The organism is Halorarum sp. SLYT50 (assembly GCF_059821265.1).
The window spans coordinates 1306935-1324982 of sequence record NZ_CM187555.1 but is presented as its reverse complement, the minus strand read 5'-3'; the positions used below and the strand labels follow the sequence as shown (position 1 = coordinate 1324982).

Sequence of the window (18048 nt, the reverse complement as noted above, 5' to 3'; positions counted from 1 at the left end):
CGACGGGCTGAACGGCACCCCGCCCGCCGACCCGCTGGCCATCGAACGGGTGTCGGTCGACGACCCCGTCCACGCGACCGAGCAGATACGACGGGCCGCGCGGCTCAAGATGCTCGTCGTGGTGTCGGCCCACACCGTCGGGAACCGGACCGACGACCACGTCTCCCGTCGGGGATTCGTCGACGTGCTCGACTGTATCGAGGAGAGCGACGTCGAGGTTACCACCCCGACCGCGCACTGGGAGACCGTCCGGGACGGCGTCTGAGTCGCCGAAACCCGTCGCCCCCGTCGAGTCACCGACGGGCGGTCCGGCCTCCCCGACCGTCCACGGCGGCCGACGTGCGCGGTTTCGTATCGCGAATACGAGTTTATCGCGAGCCGGTTCGCTCTCCTCACGGGGCCCTCCCGGAGAGGGATGCTCGGCCCCGGAGCGCTGCCGGCCGAAGAGGACGGCCCGGTCGGGTGTCCCGGTTTGGCAAGACTTACCAGCGCGCACGGGAACGCACGGTCATGAGTTCGGTTCCCGAGCGGTCGGAGATAGACGTGGCGTACAAGTGGAGCGTCGACTCCATCTACGCGGACGACGACGAGTGGGAGGCGGCGTTCGCGGACGCGCGGGGTCGCCTCGACGAGATTCGCGCCTACGAGGGCCGGACGACCGAGAGCGCGGCGACCCTCCGCGAACTGATGGAGACGTACGAGTCGGTCGCCCGCGAGGTGGCGCAGGTGGTCCAGTACGCGAACCTCCGGTCGAGCGAGGACACCCGCGACCAGGAGTACCAGGCGATGGCGTCGAAGGCGGAGTCGCTGGGGTCGGAGGCGTCGAGCGCGTCCAGTTTCATCGAGCCGGAACTCCAGGAACTGGAGTGGGCCGACGTGGAGGCGTTCGTCGACGAGGAACCCGCGCTCGCGGAGTACGAGCAGTACTTCGACGACGTGTTGCGGATGAAGCCCCACACGCGCTCGGCGGAAGTGGAGCAACTGCTCGCCGACCTCGGCGAGGTGACGAACGCGGCGAGCGAGGCGTACTCGATGCTGGCGAACGCCGACCTGACGTTCCCCACGGTCGAGGGGCCGGACGGCGAGGACGTCGAGATATCGCAGGGCAACTTCACGACGCTGCTCCAGAAGCCCGACCGCGCGTTCCGTCAGCGGGTCCACGAGGAGTTCTACGAGGAGTGGGCCGACGTGCGCAACACCGTCGGGACGACGCTGTCGAAGTCGGTGAAGAAGGACGTGAAGATGGCCGAGGCACGCGACTACGACACCGCCCGCGAGGCGGCGCTCGACGGACCGAACGTCCCCGTCGAGGTGTACGACAACCTGGTGAACACCGTACGAGACAACCTCGACTCCCTCCAGCGGCACGCGGACCTGAAGCGGCGGGCGCTCGGCGTCGAAGACCTGGAGATGTGGGACCTCTACATGTCGCTCACGGGTGACGAGGGCCCCGAGGTGAGCTACGACGAGGCGAAGGAGTACGTCGTCGAGGCCGTCGCGCCGCTGGGCGAGGCGTACCAGGAGCGGATGGCCGAGGGGCTCGAGTCTCGCTGGGTCGACGTGTACGAGAACCGGGGGAAGCGCGCTGGCGCGTACTCCGCGGGGACGTACGACACCCAGCCGTTCATCATGATGAACTACCAGGACGACGTCGCCTCGGTGTACACGCTGGCGCACGAACTCGGCCACTCGATGCACTCGGAACTGGCCAAGCACGAACAGCCGTGGCAGGACGCCGACTACGAGATATTCGTCGCGGAGGTGGCCTCGACGGTCAACGAGACGCTGCTCACGAACTACCTGCTGGAGAACGCCGAGAGCGACGAACTCCGCGCGCACGCGCTCGACCAGTACCTCGAACGCTTCCGCTCGACGCTGTTCCGACAGACGATGTTCGCGGCGTTCGAACAGGAGATACACGAGACGGCGGAGGCCGACGAACCGCTGACGCCGGACGCGTTCGACGAGATGTACGGGTCGCTGAAGGCGGAGTTCTACGCGAACGCGTCTGTCGACGACCACATCCGTCGCGAGTGGATGCGCATCCCGCACTTCTACTACAACTACTACGTCTACCAGTACTCGACGGGCATCTCCGCGGCGGCGGCCGTCGTCGACCGCATCGAGACGGAGGGCGAGTCCGCGGCGGCCGACTACCGCGACGCCCTGAAGGCGGGCGGCAGCGAGTATCCGATGGACGTGCTCGCCGTCGCCGGCATCGACATGACCGCCGCCGCCCCCATCGAGTCGGCCATCGACACCTACGACCAGTACCTCGGCCGCGCCGAGGACCTGCTCGGCCTCTGAGCGCGAACCGATTATCGTCGGCGGTGGGCCGTTGCGAGCGGCGACGCGGTCGTACACAAAAACTCCCCGGCACCCAAAGCCACATTAACGGCCACCACCAAACACGGCCGAGAAATGTCTCGGAGTCCGTCCCTTCCCGACCGGCCCCGTCTCGAACTCGACCCGGACATGAGCGACGGGGAGCGGTTGGAGGCCCTTCGCCAGCACTTCGAGCGCATCGTTCAGGTCAACGACGAACTGAACGAGCGACTCGCCGACGCCGAGGGCCGTCAGGAGGAACTCAGCGAGGAGGTCAACGAACTGAAGCGCCGCAACGAGGCGTTGAAGACCTCCTCGCTGTACGTCGCCACCGTCGAGGAACTCACCGACGACGGAGCCATCATCAAACAGCACGGCAACAACCAGGAGGTGTTGACCGACGTCTCCTCGCGGCTGGAGGACGAACTCGAGGCGGGTGACCGCGTCGCCATCAACGACTCGTTCAGCGTCCAGACGGTGCTCGACCAGGAGACCGACGCGCGCGCACAGGCGATGGAGGTCGACGCCTCCCCCGAGGTGTCGTACGCCGACATCGGCGGCATCGACGAGCAGGTGCGCGAGGTGCGCGAGACCGTCGAGGACCCGTTGCTCAACGCCGAGCAGTTCGACGCGGTCGGCGTCGAACCGCCGAGCGGGGTGTTGCTCCACGGGCCGCCGGGGACGGGCAAGACGATGCTGGCGAAGGCGGTCGCAAACGAGACGGACGCGACGTTCATCAAGATGGCCGGCTCCGAACTCGTCCGGAAGTTCATCGGCGAGGGGGCACGGCTCGTCCGCGACCTGTTCGAACTCGCGGCCGAGCGGGAACCGGCGGTCATCTTCATCGACGAGATCGACGCCGTCGCCTCGAAGCGGACCGACTCGAAGACGTCCGGGGACGCGGAGGTCCAGCGGACGATGATGCAGTTGCTCTCGGAGATGGACGGGTTCGACGAGCGCGGCGAGATCCGCATCATCGCCGCCACCAACCGCTTCGACATGCTCGACGAGGCCATCCTCCGACCCGGTCGGTTCGACCGCCTCATCGAGGTGCCCACCCCCGCGGTCGAGGGACGCGAGCGCATCCTCGAGATCCACACGCGCGACATGAACGTCGCGGACGACGTCGACTTCGCAACCCTCGCGCTCGACCTCGACGACTACTCCGGCGCGGACATCGCCGCGCTCGCGACGGAGGCGGGGATGTTCGCCATCCGCGAGGACCGCACCGAGGTCCGGATGACCGACTTCGAGGCCGCCCGCGAGAAGGTCGAGTCCGACGGCGAGGGGAGCATCACCACCGAAGGGTTCGGCGCGTACCGCTACTGAGCCGGGTCGGCGTCCGGACGCTCCGTCCGTTCGACGCTCTCGGCCTCCCTGTCTCGACTCCCCGCTGTCCGCCCGGGTTCGCGACCGCCGCTTCGACATCCACTTGACCCCCGATGGTCCACGCTCTGTATGGACATCACCGTCGTCGCCGGCACCGGTCACGGCCGGACGGCGATTTCCGCGTACGACGCGGCACTGGCGGACGCGAACCTCCACGCGTACAACCTCGTGACGGTGTCGTCGGTCGTGCCCGCGGACGCGACGGTCCGGGTCACCGAGTCGGCACCCTCCCTCGGTCCGGCGGGTAACCGACTGACGGTCGTGCAGGCGCGCGCGGCCGCGACGCCCGGCGACGCCCACGAGACGGACCGAGTCGTCGCCGGACTCGGGTGGGCGACCGGGCCGGGACCGGGACTGTTCTACGAGGCCGACGGGACCGACCCGGACGCGGTCCGTCGGACCGTCGGGGAAGGACTGGCCGACGGGCGGGCGCTGCGCGACTGGACGTTCACCGACGAGGAGACGCTGGTCGCGAGCGCCGAGACGGACACCGGGGCGTACACGGCGGCGGTCGTGCTGGCGGCGTACGGGGAGAGCGAACCGGTCGCGTAGCACTGGCGACGATTTTATACCGGGGTGCCCCCTACCTCGGCTCATCCTGATGAACGGAAACACCCCATACGCAGGCGCGCCCGGCGTCGTCGAGGCCGGCCAGCCGGAGAAAGTCGAACTCTCGACCGACCAGAAGGACGCCCTCCGGCGGGCGGTCGCGGGCATCGTCTCGCGTACGGAGTCGTACCTGCCCGACAGCTACGCCGTCGGGTCGGAGCTCTCGTACGGCGCGAACGGGCCGCAGGCGACCGTCGCGGTCCGTCCGCCGGTCGGACACGCCGTCAGCGCGGGGTTCGAACCGGACCTCGACGACCTCGAGTCCGGTCTCGACGAGACGGACCGGAACGAGGTGGCACAGGGGCTCGCCGCCAGCGCGGCCGCGCAGGTGATGAACGCCGTCGGCGGCGAGTTCGAGCCGACGGCGCGGTAGCCGGTCCGTCGCTCACTCCTCGCTCTTCTCGACCGGCGTCCGGTAGAACAGCCCGTAGCTCACCACCAGCGCGGAGGCGAGCCCGCCGACGGCGACGGCCCGCGTCGTCATCGTGGACGAGAGCCCCGCCACGCCGACCGCCGCTGCCAGCGGCAACGGGACCAGTACGAGCAGGAGGTCCTACCTCGACGGGACCGACGAACCGGCCGACAGGTCACGGTCGGGCACAGGTGGTCCGAGACGACGCCCCGCGCCACCTTGGTTACGCGCTCGCTTCGACGGGATAGGCGGGCCTTTCGCGTCCGGGTCGGCTCACGAGTCGGGTCCGCCCGGTCCCGCGCGTCCGAACCGGGACTCGGGCCAGCGTTCGCGCGCAATCGGGGCGCGGTAGAACAGCCCGTAGCCGCACACCAGCGCCGACAACGTTCCCCCGGCGACCACGCCCGTCGTGGTCGACGCGGCGAGGAGCCACGCCCCGCCGATACCGAGTACGAGACACGCGGGAACCAGCGCGAGCAGCAGGTCGTACGTCGATACCGCGAAACCGCTCTCGGTCGATGGGGTACCGTAGCTCACGAGCGTTCACCTCCGGCCGACGGTACGGACCGACTCCACTTTAGAATTTCGCCGCTCACCGTCTCAAGAGGGTCGAGAGGGTCTCTATAACGCTACGAAGCTCTGAGGGACGTTCAGAACGACCCCGCTACTTCCCCCAGAACGGCTCCCGTTTGCGCCGCTTGTCGAGGTAGGCGTTGAGCGCCTCTAACTCGTCGGCTCGAATCTCCGAGGAGAGCTCCTGTTCGAGTATCTTCGCGTGCTTCTCGGGCAGGTCGATCCAGAGTTCGTCCCCCTCCTCGATCTGCCGGCCGACCGTCGGGCCGTCGATGGCGACCGACACCCGCTCGCCCGCCCGCGCCTCGTCGACGTCCTCGCCCTGGTTCTGGATGCCCGAGAGCCCCCCGACGCGGACCGGCTCGTCGCCCTCGAACTTCGCGACGTTCCGGTTGTTCTGGAGCGTCCCCGAGACGACCTCGACGCCGACGACCGCGGGGTCGTTCTGTCTGAAGGTGTGGTCCTGCAGGATGCGGAACCGGGCCGGCCGGTGGATGTTGTCGAGCACCGTCTCCTGTTGGGCGCGCTGAAGTTCGTCGACGTACTCCTCGTACTCCTCGACGAGTTGGTAGATGACGTCGTCCTCGAACAGTCGCACGTCGCTCCGCTCCAGGTCCTCCTCGGCGGCCGGGAGCACGTCGACGTTGAACCCGAGGACGACCCGGTGGGTCTCCTCGTTGGCCGTCTCTGCCACGGTCACGTCGCGCGGGGCGACGTCGCCCACCTCGGCGCGCAGGATGGGAACCTCGGCCTCCTCCAGGGCGTTCGCGACGGCTTCGAGGCTGCCGAGCGTGTCCGCCTTCACCACGACGCCGTCCTCGGCCGTCTGGACCTCGATGCGCGCGAGTTCCTGTCGCACCTCCTCGACGACGCTCGCCTCGTCGTCGCCGCGGACGACGCGGACGGGCGCGCCCGCCATCGCCCCGTCGAGGTCCGGCGCGGCGATCTTTACCCCGGCGGCCGCCGACACCGACTCCACCTTCTCGAACCGCTTCTCGGTGCGCATCTCGGCGTTCGGCCGGGGCTGGAGGAGCGCGCGCACCTCGGTCACGATGGGGTCGTCCTGTCCGCCGACGACGATGGTGTCGCCCGTCCGGACGGTGCCGTCGTACAGCACCACGTCGAGCGTCGACCCGAAGCCGCGCTCCTCTTTCACCTCGAGGACGGTCCCCTTGCCCGGGCCGGCGGTGTCCACCTCCATCTCGGCTTTCATGTAGCGCTGGGAGAGTCCCATGAGGACCGCGAGCAGGTCGGACACGCCCTCGCCCGTCATCGCCGAGAGCGGGACGACGCCCACGTTCTTCTGGAAGTCCTGGACGCGCCAGTAGAAGTCCGCGGAGAAGCCCGCGTCCGAGAGGTTGCCGATGAGTTCGTAGAGGTGCTCGTCGAGCATCGAGCGCGCGCGGTCCGACTGTGCATCGTACGTCTGCTGGATGGGGGCGTCCTCCTGTGGGTTCCACCCAGGCGTGGTGTCCACCTTGTTCGCGGCGACGACGAACGGCGTGCCCGTCCGGCGGAGGATGTCGATGGCCTCCTCGGTCTGGGGCTGGAACCCGTCGTTCACGTCGACGACGAGCACCGCGATGTCCGCGAGCGCGCCGCCGCGCGAGCGGAGCGTCGTGAACGAGTGGTGACCGGGCGTGTCGATGAACAGCAGGCCCGGGAGGTCGAAGTCGGTCGGGTCGACGAGCGCGCCCGAAATCTGGGAGATGGTGTCGAGCGGCACCGCCGTCGCGCCGATGTGCTGGGTGATGGCGCCGGCCTCGCCCTGCTGGACCGTCGAACCGCGTATCCTGTCGAGAAGCGTCGTCTTCCCGTGGTCGACGTGACCCAGCACGGCCACGATTGGCGTGCGGAGCGACCCGGCGTCGGCCATCGACTCTCCGTCGGCGTCGGTGTTGGTGTCTGCCATGGCGAGTGTCCCCCGGAAGAAGGTCCTTGTGACTCGTAGGTTCCGCCGCGGAAGTAAGCGCTTCGACTCGTCGCCCGGTCGTGTCAGCCGTCAGTCCCTCCGGATTCGACGGGGAGTGACGCGAACGGACCTTCCGGCCGTGTCGGGTTTTCGGTCCGCCCCTCGTCTGACGGTGGCGTGGCGTTTATCAGGGTCGACGGAGTGAGACGAACTATGGCAGACATCCTCGCCGAGAACCTCTCGGGGAAGGCCGTCATGGGCTCCGACGGGACCGAACTCGGCATGCTGTACAACATCTCGATGGACATCAAGACGGGGGCGCTCAGCGACCTGTTGGTCACGCCGAACGACAACATCCCGGCGGGTCGCGTCCCGTTCGAGTACGACGAGAACGGACGCATCCTCGTGCCCGTCGACCACGTGCAGGCAGTGAAAGACTACATCGTGGTCCGAACCTCGTAGGCGAACCGTATGCAGATCCTCGACTCTTCGGCGTTCATCCACGAGTACCACACCGACGAGCCGACGGCGTCGATTCCGCTGGTCCAGGAGGAACTGGAGGGGGAGCACGCCTACCGCTTCGACGCGATGGAGGGGGCCGGCATGCGCATCCACGTCCCGGACGGCGAGACGGTCGAGCGGGTCCGGCGCGCCGCGGGCGACACCGGCGACGCCGGGACGCTCTCGGAGACGGACGCGCGGCTCATCGCGGCGGCGTTCGAACTCGACGCGACGCTGGTGACCGACGACTACGCGATGCAGAACGTCGCGGACAAACTCGGCGTCACGGTCACCGTCATCGCGCGCGACGGTATCGACGAGCGGCGCGACTGGACGTTCCAGTGTGCCGGCTGCGGCCGCGAGTTCGACGAGGACCGCGACCGCTGCCCGGTCTGCGGGAGCGACCTCAGTCGGAAGAACCCCGCGTAGTCCCGCGTCGCGGGTCCGCCGGTTCGACGGAGTCCGCGCGTTCCGCGCGCCTCGCCGGTTCCGCCGATTCGCCCCGCGTCGTCGGCTCACCGCCGCTCAGAACAGACCGACCTCGTTCGCGTACTGCAGGCCGTACAGCGTGCCGTTGTACAGGCCGTGCGCGAGCGCCGGCACGACGAGCGTGGCGTGCCGTTCGTAGAGGTAGCCCAGGACGACGCCGAGTAGCAGCGCGATGAGGACGTACGCCGACCGCTCGACGACCGTCCCCGTCCCGGCGACGAAGTGGATGGACCCGAACAGCGCCGACGCGATGCCGATGGCCGCCGGGGCGTCGAGCGCCCGCCGGAGTTCGCCCTGCACGACCCCGCGGAACACCAGTTCCTCCCCCGGGCCGACGACGAGAATCGAGACGACGACCATGTAGAGGAAGTACCGCGGCGCACCCTCGCCCGGGGCGAGCGCACGGTTCTCGGCGACTTCGACGCCGACGGCCGCGAGTGCGAACAGCAGCGCGTACTGCCCGACGAGGAGGACGACCGCCCCGACCGCTCCCCACCCGACGTCGCTCGCCGAGGGGACGCGTGCCCGGAGCACGTCTCGGTCGCCCGCGTACGTCACGAAGAGGAGCGCCGCGACCCCGAACCCGACGAACTGGCCGACCGTCCGGACGGTGTACAGTTCTGGTTCCGCGGTGAGTCCGAGCGCCCGTCCGAGGTCGTCGAACGCCGAGACGAACACGGCCGCCGACACGTACGCCGCCGCGACGACGAACAGCGCCTGCGCGAGGCGGACCCCGACCTGGCGGGGCCGAACGTCCACGTTCCAGCTGGCGGACTGGTCGGACATCGGTCACTCGACGTCCAGCCGGCGCTTCTCGCGGACCGCGTCGGCCTCGTCGAACTCGCCGCCGCCCAGCAGGCCGCGCGCCGCCTTCTTCCCCCACTCCACCGCGGGCTGGGTGAACGTCGACACGTCCGCGAGTTCGCCGTACAGTACGCAGGCGGCCTCCATCGCGTACAGGAGTTCGCCCAGGCCGCGCTCGTCGACCCGGTCGATCTCCAGCCGGACGTTCTCCCGACCGGCGGCCGCGAGGCTGGCCTCCGTCGCGCGGAACTCGGCGTCGAGCAGGTCGCCCAGCGAGGAGCCGCCGAGGTACGACAGCCCCTCCAGGTCCGTCTCGGGGATGAGTTCGTCCGGCCCCGCCGTCGGGCGGACGAGCGTGACCAGTTTGTCCGCGGGCCCCGCCCGGTACAACTGGAGCTGCGAGTGTTGGTCCGTCGCACCGAGCGCTCGCGCCGGGGTCTGCCCCCGGCCGTCCTTCCCGAGCGACTCGGCCCAGAGCTGTGCGAACCACTCGGCGAACCGCTCGAGCGACTCGGCGTACGGCATCACGGCGTTGACCGCCGCGCCCCGCTCCGCGAGCGCGTACGCCGTCGCGCCGTACGCGTACGCCGGCGACTCGTACAGCGACCCCGAGAGCTTCTCGGCCTCCGTCGCCCCGCCCGCCAGCAGCGCGTCGACGTCGTGGCCGGCGACGGCCGCCGCGAACAGGCCCACCGTCGAGAGCGCGCAGAAGCGGCCGGGCACGCCGTCCGGCACGTCGAGTGCGGGCAGGTCGTGCCGCTCGGCCATCGCGCGGAGGTTCCCCTCCGCGCCCGTCGTGACGACGGTCCGGTCGGTCCAGTCGACGCCCGCGGCGTCCATCGCCTCGCGGACGACGAGGAAGTTCGCCAGCGTCTCCGCGGTGGTGCCGGAGCGCGACACCACGTTCACCACCGTCTCCGAGAGGTCGAGACGGTCGAGCAGCGCCGACACCCACGCCGGGTCGACGTTGTCGAGGTAGTACGCGTCGACGGGAGAGTCGAGCGCGTCGGTGACCGTCGCGGCGCCGAGCGCGCTTCCACCGATACCGACGGTCAACACCGCCTCGGGGTCGAACTCCTCGGCGGCTCGGCGGATCGGGTCGGGGTCGCACGTCTCCGGGAGGTTCAACGCGGCGTAGCCGTGTTCGGCGTCGCGCCTGCCGCGGGCGATGCGCTCGTGGGCGTCCGCTACCCGGTCGTCCACCTCGTCGAGGGCCGCGCGGTCCAGCCCCAGCGTCCCGTCCAGCGCGTTCCCGATGTCGGCTCGCATACCCGGAGTGGGGAGGTGGAGCCCGAAAACCGTTGCCGTCGGCTCTGGGACGTTCGCGGCGGCCGTCGCTGCGGTCCGCCGCCGCCGCGACACGCGAGGTTTACCCCACTCCGTCCCGTACGGTGGGCGATGACGGAACGGTCGGATACGGCCGGGTCGCGGGCGTCCGGAGAGGCGTCCGAACCGGTCGACGGGGGCGGTCACGGGACGGCGTACCGCGGCGTCTTCGGCGCGTTCCCGTACGCCCTCCGGGCCAGCGAGTCGCGCCTGTTCAAGTCGTACGTGCTCCTCGGTGGGGCCGCCGCGGCCGGACTCTCGCTCCTGTTCCTGCTCGCGTTGGTCCAGCTCATCGGCGCGACGGCCGGCGCGCGGTTCTCCATCGTCCGGGCGTTCTTCGTCCTCGTCGGACTCGGAGCCGTCGCGCCGGTGGTGGCGCCGGTGCTGTTCGTCGCGCGGGCGCGCCGACGGGGCGCTCGCACCCACCCGGCGTACGACCCCGCACTCGCGGCTGCCGGCTACGTCTTCCTCCTCAGTCTCTACCTCGGAACCGTCGCGGCGATGCCCGAGACGTTCGTCCTCGACGGCGAGACGGTGTCGCGCCCGCCGCCCGCCGGCGCGTTCGCGCCGCTCGTGGCGTCGCTCTACGCGCTCCCGTCCACGGCGGGCCTCGTCGTCCGGCGCTCGCGGCGGTTCTCGTCCTCGTCGTCCACCGCGTGTTCCGGTAGCGGCTCCGACACGCTGATGTCGGTCACGCGGTATCGCCGTCTCGTGTCCTCAGAGACAACCGAGCTCCTTCGGTCGATTCGTCGGTGGCTACTGGTCGTCGTCTCCTGCTCGGGGTCGGTGTGCTAACTCTGGCTCACACTGGCTGGCTACTGACTGCGGCCCGTGTCCTGTACTGGCAGAGTCTCGTGTTCGGCGCCGTGGGTGTACTCGGCGGCGTCGCCGCGGGGGTTGCCGGGGTGACCGTACTCCGTAGCTACTCCTCCTCTGCCCTCGGTGGGCAGTCTGTCGAGTAGTGTCGGACGGTCGCTCGACCGCCGACCGTGGTCCGCCGTCGGTACGGACGCGCTCTCCGTCGAACGGGACCTCCTGCTCCTCTCGGTTGTCTCCGACGTGCCTGGCTCGCGACGATTCGATACAGCGAACCCCGGTTCATCGAACCGAGTGCTCTCTCACCGGTCACGCGCTCGGTTCCGTCGAAACGCGGCCGGTTCGGTCCGACGGGAGCCGCTCCGGCGACCGTCCGGACGCGAAACCCCGAAATGGCCGCGACGCGTACCCGCTCTCGATGACAGACGACGAACTCGACATGGACGCGCTCGAATCCGCGCTGGAGGGCGCGTCCCTCGACGTGGCGGGCGAGAGCGAGCGGAAGGAGGGGACGTTCCTCGTGACCCACGCGGACGAGGGGTCGGCCGTGGTGCGGGACGTCGACTCCGGACAGGTCCACACGCTCTCGACGAACCCGGGCGTCGAGGAGGGGGACGTGGTCGACGGCGCCGTCGCGCCCGACCCGCCGATGAACGTCTCCTGGCAGCTCGTCGACATCGGGGAGCGCCGGACGATTCCGGTCGAGCGCAGTCGGGAGTCGCCCACGCGGCAGTCGCTCGACGTCGCCGCCGACCGGCCGACGGGCGAACTCGCCCGGCGTGAACGCGCCGGCGAGGGAGAGATTCACGTCATCTCCGTCCCCGAGGACGAGACGGAACAGGCCGTCGAGGACGTGCTCTCGGACGAGGTGACCGTCGCGCGGGCGGCCCGACTCGGCGTCGCCCGCGTCGAGGTGCGCTCGTCGCCGGGCGTCGTCGTCGTCCGGTACATGCCCTGAACGAGGCGGATTCCGACGGGTCGGGTGGGCCGAGGTCCATCGACTGACGGGAGTGGGGTGCGGGCGGGTAAACTGCGTGCCGCGATAGGAACTTCGACACCGACCGACACCGAACGCTCTGAGCAGGCATTGAGAGGGCCGGTCGAGGCTCGGCTACGCGGACAGGAGCCACTGCTACTCGGTAGGTCGGTACCCGGGTCCGGCCGCTGTCTCACGGCCGCTCGACGCCGGTGAACTCGAACCGTGCGCCGCCGGTCGACCCGTCGACGAGGGCGACGTCCCAGCCGTGAGCGCCGGCGATGTCCCCGACGATGGTGAGACCGAACCCGGTCCCAGAGGGGGTGGACGTGTACCCGGCATCGAAAACGCGCGACCGCTCCTCCGCGGGGATGCCGGGGCCGGTGTCCTCCACGTAGAAACCCGAGGGGAGCGGTCCGACGCGGACGGTCACGTCCGTGCCGCCGTGCTCGACGGCGTTCCGGAAGAGGTTCTCCAGCAGTCGCGCGAGGCGGTCGGGGTCTGCCAGGAAGCGCTCCGACTCGTCGAGCACCTCCGTCTCGAGCGTCGCCTCCTCGGTCGGAACGTGCCCCCACGCCTCGCGGGTCGCGAACTCGAGGTCGACCGGCTGTCGATCCTCGATACGCTCTCCCTGCCGCGCCAGCGTCAGGATGTCGTCGATGAGCCGATCCATCCGGTCGAGGGCGTCCGCGACGTTCTCGAGAGTGTCCCGGCCGTCCGGATCGGTCGTCTCCCGCCACAGCTCCAGCGACCCGACCGCGACGGAGAGCGGGTTCCGGAGGTCGTGGGCCAGCATGCTAGCGAACTCGTCGAGCCGTTCGTTCTTCGCCCGGAGCTGGTCCCGCTGGCGTTCGAGTTCGCGCTCGTCGCGACGGTGGACGAGCGCGTGGTAGATAGACCGGACCAGCAGGTCGTCGGTGAGCTGGTCCTTCACCAGGTACTCGTCGGCCCCCTCGTGGAACGCCTCCATTCCCATCTCCCGGTCGCGCACGCCGGTGAGGACGATGACGGGAACCGTGTCGTCGACTCGGCGGAACGCCCTGAGCGTCTCCAGCCGTTCGCTGTCGGGGAGATTCAGGTCCAAGAGGACGACGTCGACGTCGTCCTCGTCGAGGTGGTCCACCCCCGACGAGAGCCGCGACTCGTGGAACAGCCTCATCGAGGTAGCACCATCACCCCAGCCCGGGTCGTCCTCCCCCCCTCCTTGCGCCCGCCCGAACGTCCGCTCGATGAGTTCCGTCGCCTCCCGCAGGAGTTCCTCGATGTACCGAACGTCGCCGGGGTTGTCCTCGATCAGGAGTACGCTGAGTGTGTCGTCTGGCATGGGAGTGGGTCGGTTACTCGCCCGGTTCGGGCGGTGGGGGACGTCGGACGATCGTGAACCAGAACTCCTCGAACGACCGGACGACGTCGAGGAACTGGTCGGGGTCGACCGGCTTGACGACGTACGCGTTCGTGTAGTTCTCGTAGCTCTGCACGACGTCCGATTCCACCGACGAACTCGTCAGGACGACCACCGGGGTGCGTTTCAGGTCCGGGTCCGACTTGACCTCCTTGAGCACGTCGATACCGTCGACCTTCGGCAGGTTGAGGTCCAGGAGGACGATGTCCACAGGCGGGGCGGACTCGTGGTCGCCCCGCCTGTAGAGGAAGTCGAGCGCCTCGGTGCCGGTGGTGGCGACGTGCAACTCGTTGGTGACGCGGAGGTCCTTGAACGCCTCCTGGGTGAGTCGGACGTCGCCGGGGTTGTCCTCGACCAGCAGGACGTGGATCGGCTCGCCGTCCCGTGGGTGCTTCATCCGGACCTCCCCGCCGACTCAGCGGTCGGGAGCGTGAAGTAGAACGTCGTTCCCTCGCCCGGTTCGGAGTCGACCCATATCTCCCCGCCGTGGCGGTCGACGATCCGTTCACACAGCGCCAGTCCGATTCCCGTTCCCGGGTACTCCTCGCGGGTGTGGAGCCGCTTGAACACCTCGAATATCCGGTCGGCGTAGTCGGGGTCGATCCCGATTCCGTTGTCCGCGACCCGGAACAGCCACTCGTCGCCCTGTCGGGTGGCGTCGACTTCGATGCGCGGCGGGTCGTCGCCGCGATACTTGATCGCGTTCGAGACGAGGTTCTGGAACAGTTGTTCCAGCAGGCTGTCGTCGCCGACGACGGTCGGGAGGTCCCCGACGACGACGTCGGCGCCGGTCTCCTCGACCCGCAACTGGAGTCCGCCGAGCACGCGGTCGACGACCGTCCCAGTGTCCGTGGGTTCGAGCGGTTCCGTGTGTTGCTCGACGCGCGAGTACGCCAGCAGGTCGTCTATCATCTCGCGCATCCTGTCCGCGCCGTCGACGGCGAAGTCGATGAACTCCTCGGCGTCGTCGTCGAGTTCGTCCCGGTAGCGGTCCTCGAGCAGTCGCAGGTAGTTGGAGACCATCCGGAGCGGTTCCTGTAAGTCGTGTGATGCGACGTAGGCGAACTGTTCGAGGCGCGCGTTCGACGCCTGTAGCTCGTCGATCGTCCGGGTCAGCCGCCGCTCGTACCGATTCAGTTCGATCGCGTCCGTCAGGATGTTCGCGACGGCCTGCACGAAGTTGACGTCGTGTTGGGTGAACTCCCGGGGAGCGGTGTCGTGTGTCCCGAGCACACCCCAGGGGTCGTCGAACGGGCCGATGACCGTGCTGATTCCGCTCACTACGCCGTGCTCCACGAGCAGGTCCGGGCCGGCGAATCGGTCTTCGGTCGCCAGGTCGTCGACGACGACCGGTTCCTCCGAGGCGAGCGTGTAGCCCGCCTGTGACCCGACGTCGACGTCGACGGTCGCCTCGCCGACGTACCCGTCCGTCCAGCCGCACCCCGAGCGCAACAGGAGTTCGTCGCCGCCGTCGAGCAGTTCGAGCACCTTGCAGTAGTCGTTGCCGAGCGTGTCGGCGACCGCCTCGACCGTCTCGGCGAACAGCACGTCGAGTTCGGGGTCCTCGAGGGCGCGTCGCCCCAGTTCGGTCACGACCTGCTGTTGGCGGACACGGGTCTCCAGGTTCCGCTCGTACTCCTTCCGGTCGGTGATGTCGCGGACGACGCCGACGCGGCCGGTCCGGCCGTCGTCCAACTCGAACAGCGCGAACCGGCTCTCGACGACGTACGGGTCGGCGTCGGCGGGGTAGATGTTCTCTTCGACCACCGCGACCGGGTCGTCGCCGGCCCCCAGGTCGCTCCGCCGCTCGTTCGCGACGTCGATGAACTCGTCGCCGAAGACGGTCGAGGCGTGCGTCCCGATGAGGCGCTCGCGGTCGTAGCCCGTCATCGACGCGAACCCGCCGTTGACCATCTCGAACCTGTCGTCGGCGTCGAGGACGTAGATACCGTCGTCGACCGTCTCGACGACGGTCTCGTAGCGTTCGAGTTCGCGCTCGCGCTCGACCCGGTCGGTCACGTCGCGGACGACCCCGATGCGCTCGTGTTCGCCGTCGGCGTCGGGGAGGTGCGCGAGCGTCGCCTCCGCGCTGAAACTCCCGCCGTCGGCGGTTCGGACGGTCGCTTCGAGCCGCGCCGAGTCGCACTCGCCGTCGATCAGTCCCGTCTGGAGCCGCCGAGCCGTCTCGGTCGTCGCCTCCTCGACCACCTTCGAGGTGGGTGCTCCGAGCAGTTCCTCCCGGTCGTAGCCGGTCAACTCGGTGTACGCCTCGTTGACCATCGTGAATCGGTCGTCGCTGTCGACGACGTACACCCCGTCGTCTATCGTCTCGAGGATCGCGCCGTAGCGTTCGAGTTCGAGTTCGCGCTCCTTCCGCTCGGTGATGTCCCCGACGACGCCGACCACGCTGGTCGGCTCGTCGTCGTCGTACGCGAACTCGCCGTGGACCTCGATCCACCGCCGCTCCCCGTCCCGGCGGACGATTCGGCACTCGAACGTCCACTCGCCCGCGTCGACCGCCGTCTCGAATCCCTCCTCGACGCGCTCTCTGTCTGCCGGGTGGACGTGGTCGAGGAACCGCTCGAAGTCCCACTCCTCGGCCCCTTCGTCGTACCCGAAAATCCGGTCGTGCTGGGGGGAACGAACGGGGGCGTCCCCGCTCGGCAGGTCGAGTTCCCACGCCCCCAGTCCCCCGGCGTCGAGGGCGAGCCGCAGTCGTTCCTCGCTCCGCGACAGCGCCTCCTCGGCTCGCTTGCGCTCGGTGACGTCGAAGGAGGCGGCGGTCAGACCGACGACCTCGCCGGTCTCGTCGCGGAGCGGTTCGACCGTGAGGTCGTACGAGACGAGGTCGCCCGCCTGTTCGTACGTGACCTCCTCGCGGACGCGCTCGCCGGTTTCGAGCGCCTCCCGCTTGGGTGCCATGACCGCCTCCGCCGCGTCGGGCGGGAGCAGTTCGTCGTCGCGTTTTCCGAGCACGTCATCGGGGTCGAACGCCTCGGGGGGGTTCGCTATCCAGGTGTACCGCAGGTCCGCGTCCAGTCTGAACGCGGTGAGCGGCGAGTTCTCCAACGCGACGCGGAACTGCTCCTTCTCGGTCCGGAGTTCCCGCTCAAGGCGCTTGCGCTCGGAGACGTCGGTGAGGTAGACCGAGACACCCGTCTCGGACGGGTACACCCGCACCTCGAACCACGCCGAGTTGGTCGCGGAGTACCGCTCGTCGGCGAACGGTTCACCCGTCTCCGCCGCCCCGGTGAGCGTCTCCCGGTCGAGCATCGCCCCCCGGTCGGGGAGGGCCTCCCAGATGACCTCCCCGAGGAGGTCGGCCTCTGATCGCCCGAGGATCTCTTCCGCGCGAGGGTTGACGTGGGTGAATCGCCACTCCTCGTCCAGTCCGAAGAAGGCGTCCGTCACCCGGTCGAACACCTCGGTGAGCCGGTCCGCGAGTTCGTCGCGCTGGCGCTCGACTCGGTTGGTCTTCGTCTTGAGCCGGGTGATGTCCTCGCCGGTGACGATGACCCGCTCCACGTCGCCGTCGGGCCCGAGCACCGGAGCCGCGTTCACCGAGAGCCACCGGCGCTCGCCCTCCGGCGGTTCGATCCCGATCACCTGCTCTAACACCGAGTCGCCGGTCGCTCGGACGCGGGCCGACGGCGACTCGGCGGGGTCGAGGGGGTCGCCGTCCGCGTCGTAGAGACCCCACTGGTCGGCGTTCTCCGGCCCCTCGACGAGTTCCTCCTCGGAGTGACCGAGCAGGTCCTGTGCCCGCTGGTTCGCCAGCACCGTCTCGCCCTCGGCGTCCTGAACGGCGGTCGCGACCGGCGACGTCCGGAGGAGTTCCTCGATCTGGTCGCGCTCGCGGTCGAGTTGCCGCTCGTGCTCCCGGCGGTCGGTCATGTCGCGCGTCACCTTCGTGAATCCGATGAGCGTCCCGTCGTCGTCACGGATGGCCGTGATGTCGACGCGGGCCCAGAACTCGGAGCCGTCGTCGCGCACCCGCCACCCCTCGCCCTCGTAGCGACCCCGGTTCCGCGCGCGCTCCAAGTTCCGCTCGGGGGTCCCGCGCTCGCGGTCCTCCTCGGTGTAGAACAGCGAGACGTGCTCGCCGAGGACCGCTTCCCGGTCGTACCCCTTGATTCGCTTGGCCCCCTCGTTCCAGCTGACGACACGGCCGTCCGGGTCGAGCCTGAAGATGGCGTACTCCTCGACGGCCCGGACGAACGTGCCGAACGACGCCGGGTCCGGCGGGAACTGGTCCTCGCCGTCCGTCCGGCGGGGGCGAGTCGGTCCCGGCCGCCACCAGACCCGGCGTCCGTCGACCGTCCTGCTTCGAAGTTCCCCCCGCTCGACGAGTTCGTCGAGCGCCCGACGCGCCGCAGTCTCGCCCGTTTTTCCCAGCCGCTCCGCGACTTCGGCCGCGGTGAGCGGAGTGGCGGGGTCGTCCGACTCGTCGAACACGTCGAGCGCGTTCCCCTCGCTCCCGCTCGGCAGTCGGTCGACCGAATCCATGGTTTCAA

At 69.4% G+C, this 18048-nt stretch carries 17 protein-coding genes; 9 read left to right on the top strand and 8 right to left on the bottom strand.

Annotation, left to right across the window (positions count from 1 at the left end; genetic code table 11):
- Positions 1–49 precede the first annotated feature (49 nt).
- The 5 genes from AC6RUA_RS06995 to AC6RUA_RS06975 all read left to right on the top strand — a co-directional run bounded on the left by AC6RUA_RS06995 (position 50) and on the right by AC6RUA_RS06975 (position 4696).
- Positions 50–265, top strand: a complete 216-nt coding sequence (locus tag AC6RUA_RS06995) for a hypothetical protein (protein ID WP_499815211.1) — start codon at positions 50–52, stop codon at positions 263–265.
- Between the two features lie 245 nt (positions 266–510).
- Entirely contained in the window at positions 511–2307 is a 1797-nt protein-coding gene (gene pepF, locus AC6RUA_RS06990) for an oligoendopeptidase F (RefSeq protein WP_499815210.1), read from the top strand.
- A gap of 114 nt (positions 2308–2421) precedes the next feature.
- Positions 2422–3654 (top strand): proteasome-activating nucleotidase Pan2, encoded by a 1233-nt coding sequence (gene pan2, locus AC6RUA_RS06985; RefSeq protein WP_499815209.1) that lies wholly within the window; start codon positions 2422–2424, stop codon positions 3652–3654.
- A 129-nt stretch (positions 3655–3783) separates the two neighbouring features.
- Positions 3784–4266 carry a pyruvoyl-dependent arginine decarboxylase gene (locus tag AC6RUA_RS06980; protein ID WP_499815208.1) on the top strand — a complete coding sequence of 161 codons (483 nt, stop codon included), beginning with the start codon at positions 3784–3786 and terminating at the stop codon, positions 4264–4266.
- Between the two features lie 49 nt (positions 4267–4315).
- Positions 4316–4696, top strand: coding sequence for a DUF5811 family protein (locus tag AC6RUA_RS06975; protein WP_499815207.1), 381 nt, complete (start codon positions 4316–4318; stop codon positions 4694–4696).
- Positions 4697–4708: 12 nt separating this feature from the next.
- On the opposite strand, the gene AC6RUA_RS06970 is transcribed toward AC6RUA_RS06975, so the two are convergent.
- The 3 genes from AC6RUA_RS06970 to infB form a co-directional block, all read right to left on the bottom strand.
- Positions 4709–4852 carry a DUF8015 family protein gene (locus tag AC6RUA_RS06970; protein ID WP_499815206.1) on the bottom strand — a complete coding sequence of 48 codons (144 nt, stop codon included), beginning with the start codon at positions 4850–4852 and terminating at the stop codon, positions 4709–4711.
- 156 nt (positions 4853–5008) lie between these two features.
- Positions 5009–5272, bottom strand: coding sequence for a DUF8015 family protein (locus tag AC6RUA_RS06965; protein ID WP_499815205.1), 264 nt, complete (start codon positions 5270–5272; stop codon positions 5009–5011).
- A gap of 127 nt (positions 5273–5399) precedes the next feature.
- A complete protein-coding gene (gene infB / locus AC6RUA_RS06960; RefSeq protein WP_499815413.1) occupies positions 5400–7184 on the bottom strand; it encodes a translation initiation factor IF-2 in 1785 nt (594 codons plus the stop codon).
- Positions 7185–7433: 249 nt separating this feature from the next.
- Here infB and AC6RUA_RS06955 point away from each other — a divergent pair, with 249 nt between their 5' ends.
- Entirely contained in the window at positions 7434–7682 is a 249-nt protein-coding gene (locus tag AC6RUA_RS06955) for a PRC-barrel domain-containing protein (protein ID WP_499815204.1), read from the top strand.
- 9 nt (positions 7683–7691) lie between these two features.
- Positions 7692–8150 (top strand): NOB1 family endonuclease, encoded by a 459-nt coding sequence (locus tag AC6RUA_RS06950; protein WP_499815203.1) that lies wholly within the window; start codon positions 7692–7694, stop codon positions 8148–8150.
- Positions 8151–8246: 96 nt separating this feature from the next.
- Here AC6RUA_RS06950 and AC6RUA_RS06945 read toward each other — a convergent pair whose 3' ends face one another.
- Together AC6RUA_RS06945 and AC6RUA_RS06940 are read right to left on the bottom strand one after the other, a co-directional pair.
- On the bottom strand, positions 8247–8996 hold the full coding sequence (locus tag AC6RUA_RS06945; RefSeq protein ID WP_499815202.1) for a CPBP family intramembrane glutamic endopeptidase: 750 nt from the start codon (positions 8994–8996) through the stop codon (positions 8247–8249).
- 3 nt (positions 8997–8999) lie between these two features.
- Positions 9000–10283, bottom strand: coding sequence for a phosphoglucose isomerase-related protein (locus AC6RUA_RS06940; protein ID WP_499815201.1), 1284 nt, complete (start codon positions 10281–10283; stop codon positions 9000–9002).
- Positions 10284–10412: 129 nt separating this feature from the next.
- On the opposite strand from AC6RUA_RS06940, the gene AC6RUA_RS06935 reads away from it, so the two are divergent.
- Both AC6RUA_RS06935 and AC6RUA_RS06930 read left to right on the top strand, forming a co-directional pair.
- A complete protein-coding gene (locus AC6RUA_RS06935; RefSeq protein WP_499815200.1) occupies positions 10413–11135 on the top strand; it encodes a DUF8056 family protein in 723 nt (240 codons plus the stop codon).
- A 460-nt stretch (positions 11136–11595) separates the two neighbouring features.
- The gene (locus AC6RUA_RS06930; RefSeq protein WP_499815412.1) at positions 11596–12114 is read left to right on the top strand and encodes a DUF5812 family protein; all 519 of its coding nucleotides are present in this window, start codon (positions 11596–11598) and stop codon (positions 12112–12114) included.
- Positions 12115–12325: 211 nt separating this feature from the next.
- On the opposite strand, the gene AC6RUA_RS06925 is transcribed toward AC6RUA_RS06930, so the two are convergent.
- From AC6RUA_RS06925 to AC6RUA_RS06915, 3 genes are read right to left on the bottom strand one after another with little or no spacing between them, the layout of a single operon-like run.
- Positions 12326–13456 (bottom strand): ATP-binding response regulator, encoded by a 1131-nt coding sequence (locus AC6RUA_RS06925; RefSeq protein ID WP_499815199.1) that lies wholly within the window; start codon positions 13454–13456, stop codon positions 12326–12328.
- Positions 13457–13469: 13 nt separating this feature from the next.
- Positions 13470–13931, bottom strand: coding sequence for a response regulator (locus AC6RUA_RS06920; RefSeq protein ID WP_499815198.1), 462 nt, complete (start codon positions 13929–13931; stop codon positions 13470–13472).
- Positions 13928–18040 (bottom strand): PAS domain S-box protein, encoded by a 4113-nt coding sequence (locus AC6RUA_RS06915; protein WP_499815197.1) that lies wholly within the window; start codon positions 18038–18040, stop codon positions 13928–13930. The genes AC6RUA_RS06920 and AC6RUA_RS06915 overlap by 4 nt, the downstream gene beginning before the upstream one ends.
- Between the last annotated feature and the right edge of the window lie 8 nt (positions 18041–18048).

Excerpts from the sequence above, each read along its gene's own strand:
- AC6RUA_RS06940 (WP_499815201.1), bottom strand. The coding sequence starts at position 10,283 with ATGCGAGCCGACATCGGGAACGCGCTGGACGGGACGCTGGGGCTGGAC.
- infB (WP_499815413.1), bottom strand. The coding sequence starts at position 7,184 with ATGGCCGACGCCGGGTCGCTCCGCACGCCAATCGTGGCCGTGCTGGGT.
- AC6RUA_RS06955 (WP_499815204.1), top strand. The coding sequence starts at position 7,434 with ATGGCAGACATCCTCGCCGAGAACCTCTCGGGGAAGGCCGTCATGGGC.
- AC6RUA_RS06945 (WP_499815202.1), bottom strand. The coding sequence starts at position 8,996 with ATGTCCGACCAGTCCGCCAGCTGGAACGTGGACGTTCGGCCCCGCCAG.
- pepF (WP_499815210.1), top strand. The coding sequence starts at position 511 with ATGAGTTCGGTTCCCGAGCGGTCGGAGATAGACGTGGCGTACAAGTGG.
- AC6RUA_RS06975 (WP_499815207.1), top strand. The coding sequence starts at position 4,316 with ATGAACGGAAACACCCCATACGCAGGCGCGCCCGGCGTCGTCGAGGCC.
- AC6RUA_RS06915 (WP_499815197.1), bottom strand. The coding sequence starts at position 18,040 with ATGGATTCGGTCGACCGACTGCCGAGCGGGAGCGAGGGGAACGCGCTC.
- AC6RUA_RS06930 (WP_499815412.1), top strand. The coding sequence starts at position 11,596 with ATGGACGCGCTCGAATCCGCGCTGGAGGGCGCGTCCCTCGACGTGGCG.
- AC6RUA_RS06920 (WP_499815198.1), bottom strand. The coding sequence starts at position 13,931 with ATGAAGCACCCACGGGACGGCGAGCCGATCCACGTCCTGCTGGTCGAG.
- AC6RUA_RS06950 (WP_499815203.1), top strand. The coding sequence starts at position 7,692 with ATGCAGATCCTCGACTCTTCGGCGTTCATCCACGAGTACCACACCGAC.
- pan2 (WP_499815209.1), top strand. The coding sequence starts at position 2,422 with ATGTCTCGGAGTCCGTCCCTTCCCGACCGGCCCCGTCTCGAACTCGAC.
- AC6RUA_RS06935 (WP_499815200.1), top strand. The coding sequence starts at position 10,413 with ATGACGGAACGGTCGGATACGGCCGGGTCGCGGGCGTCCGGAGAGGCG.
- AC6RUA_RS06925 (WP_499815199.1), bottom strand. The coding sequence starts at position 13,456 with ATGCCAGACGACACACTCAGCGTACTCCTGATCGAGGACAACCCCGGC.
- AC6RUA_RS06980 (WP_499815208.1), top strand. The coding sequence starts at position 3,784 with ATGGACATCACCGTCGTCGCCGGCACCGGTCACGGCCGGACGGCGATT.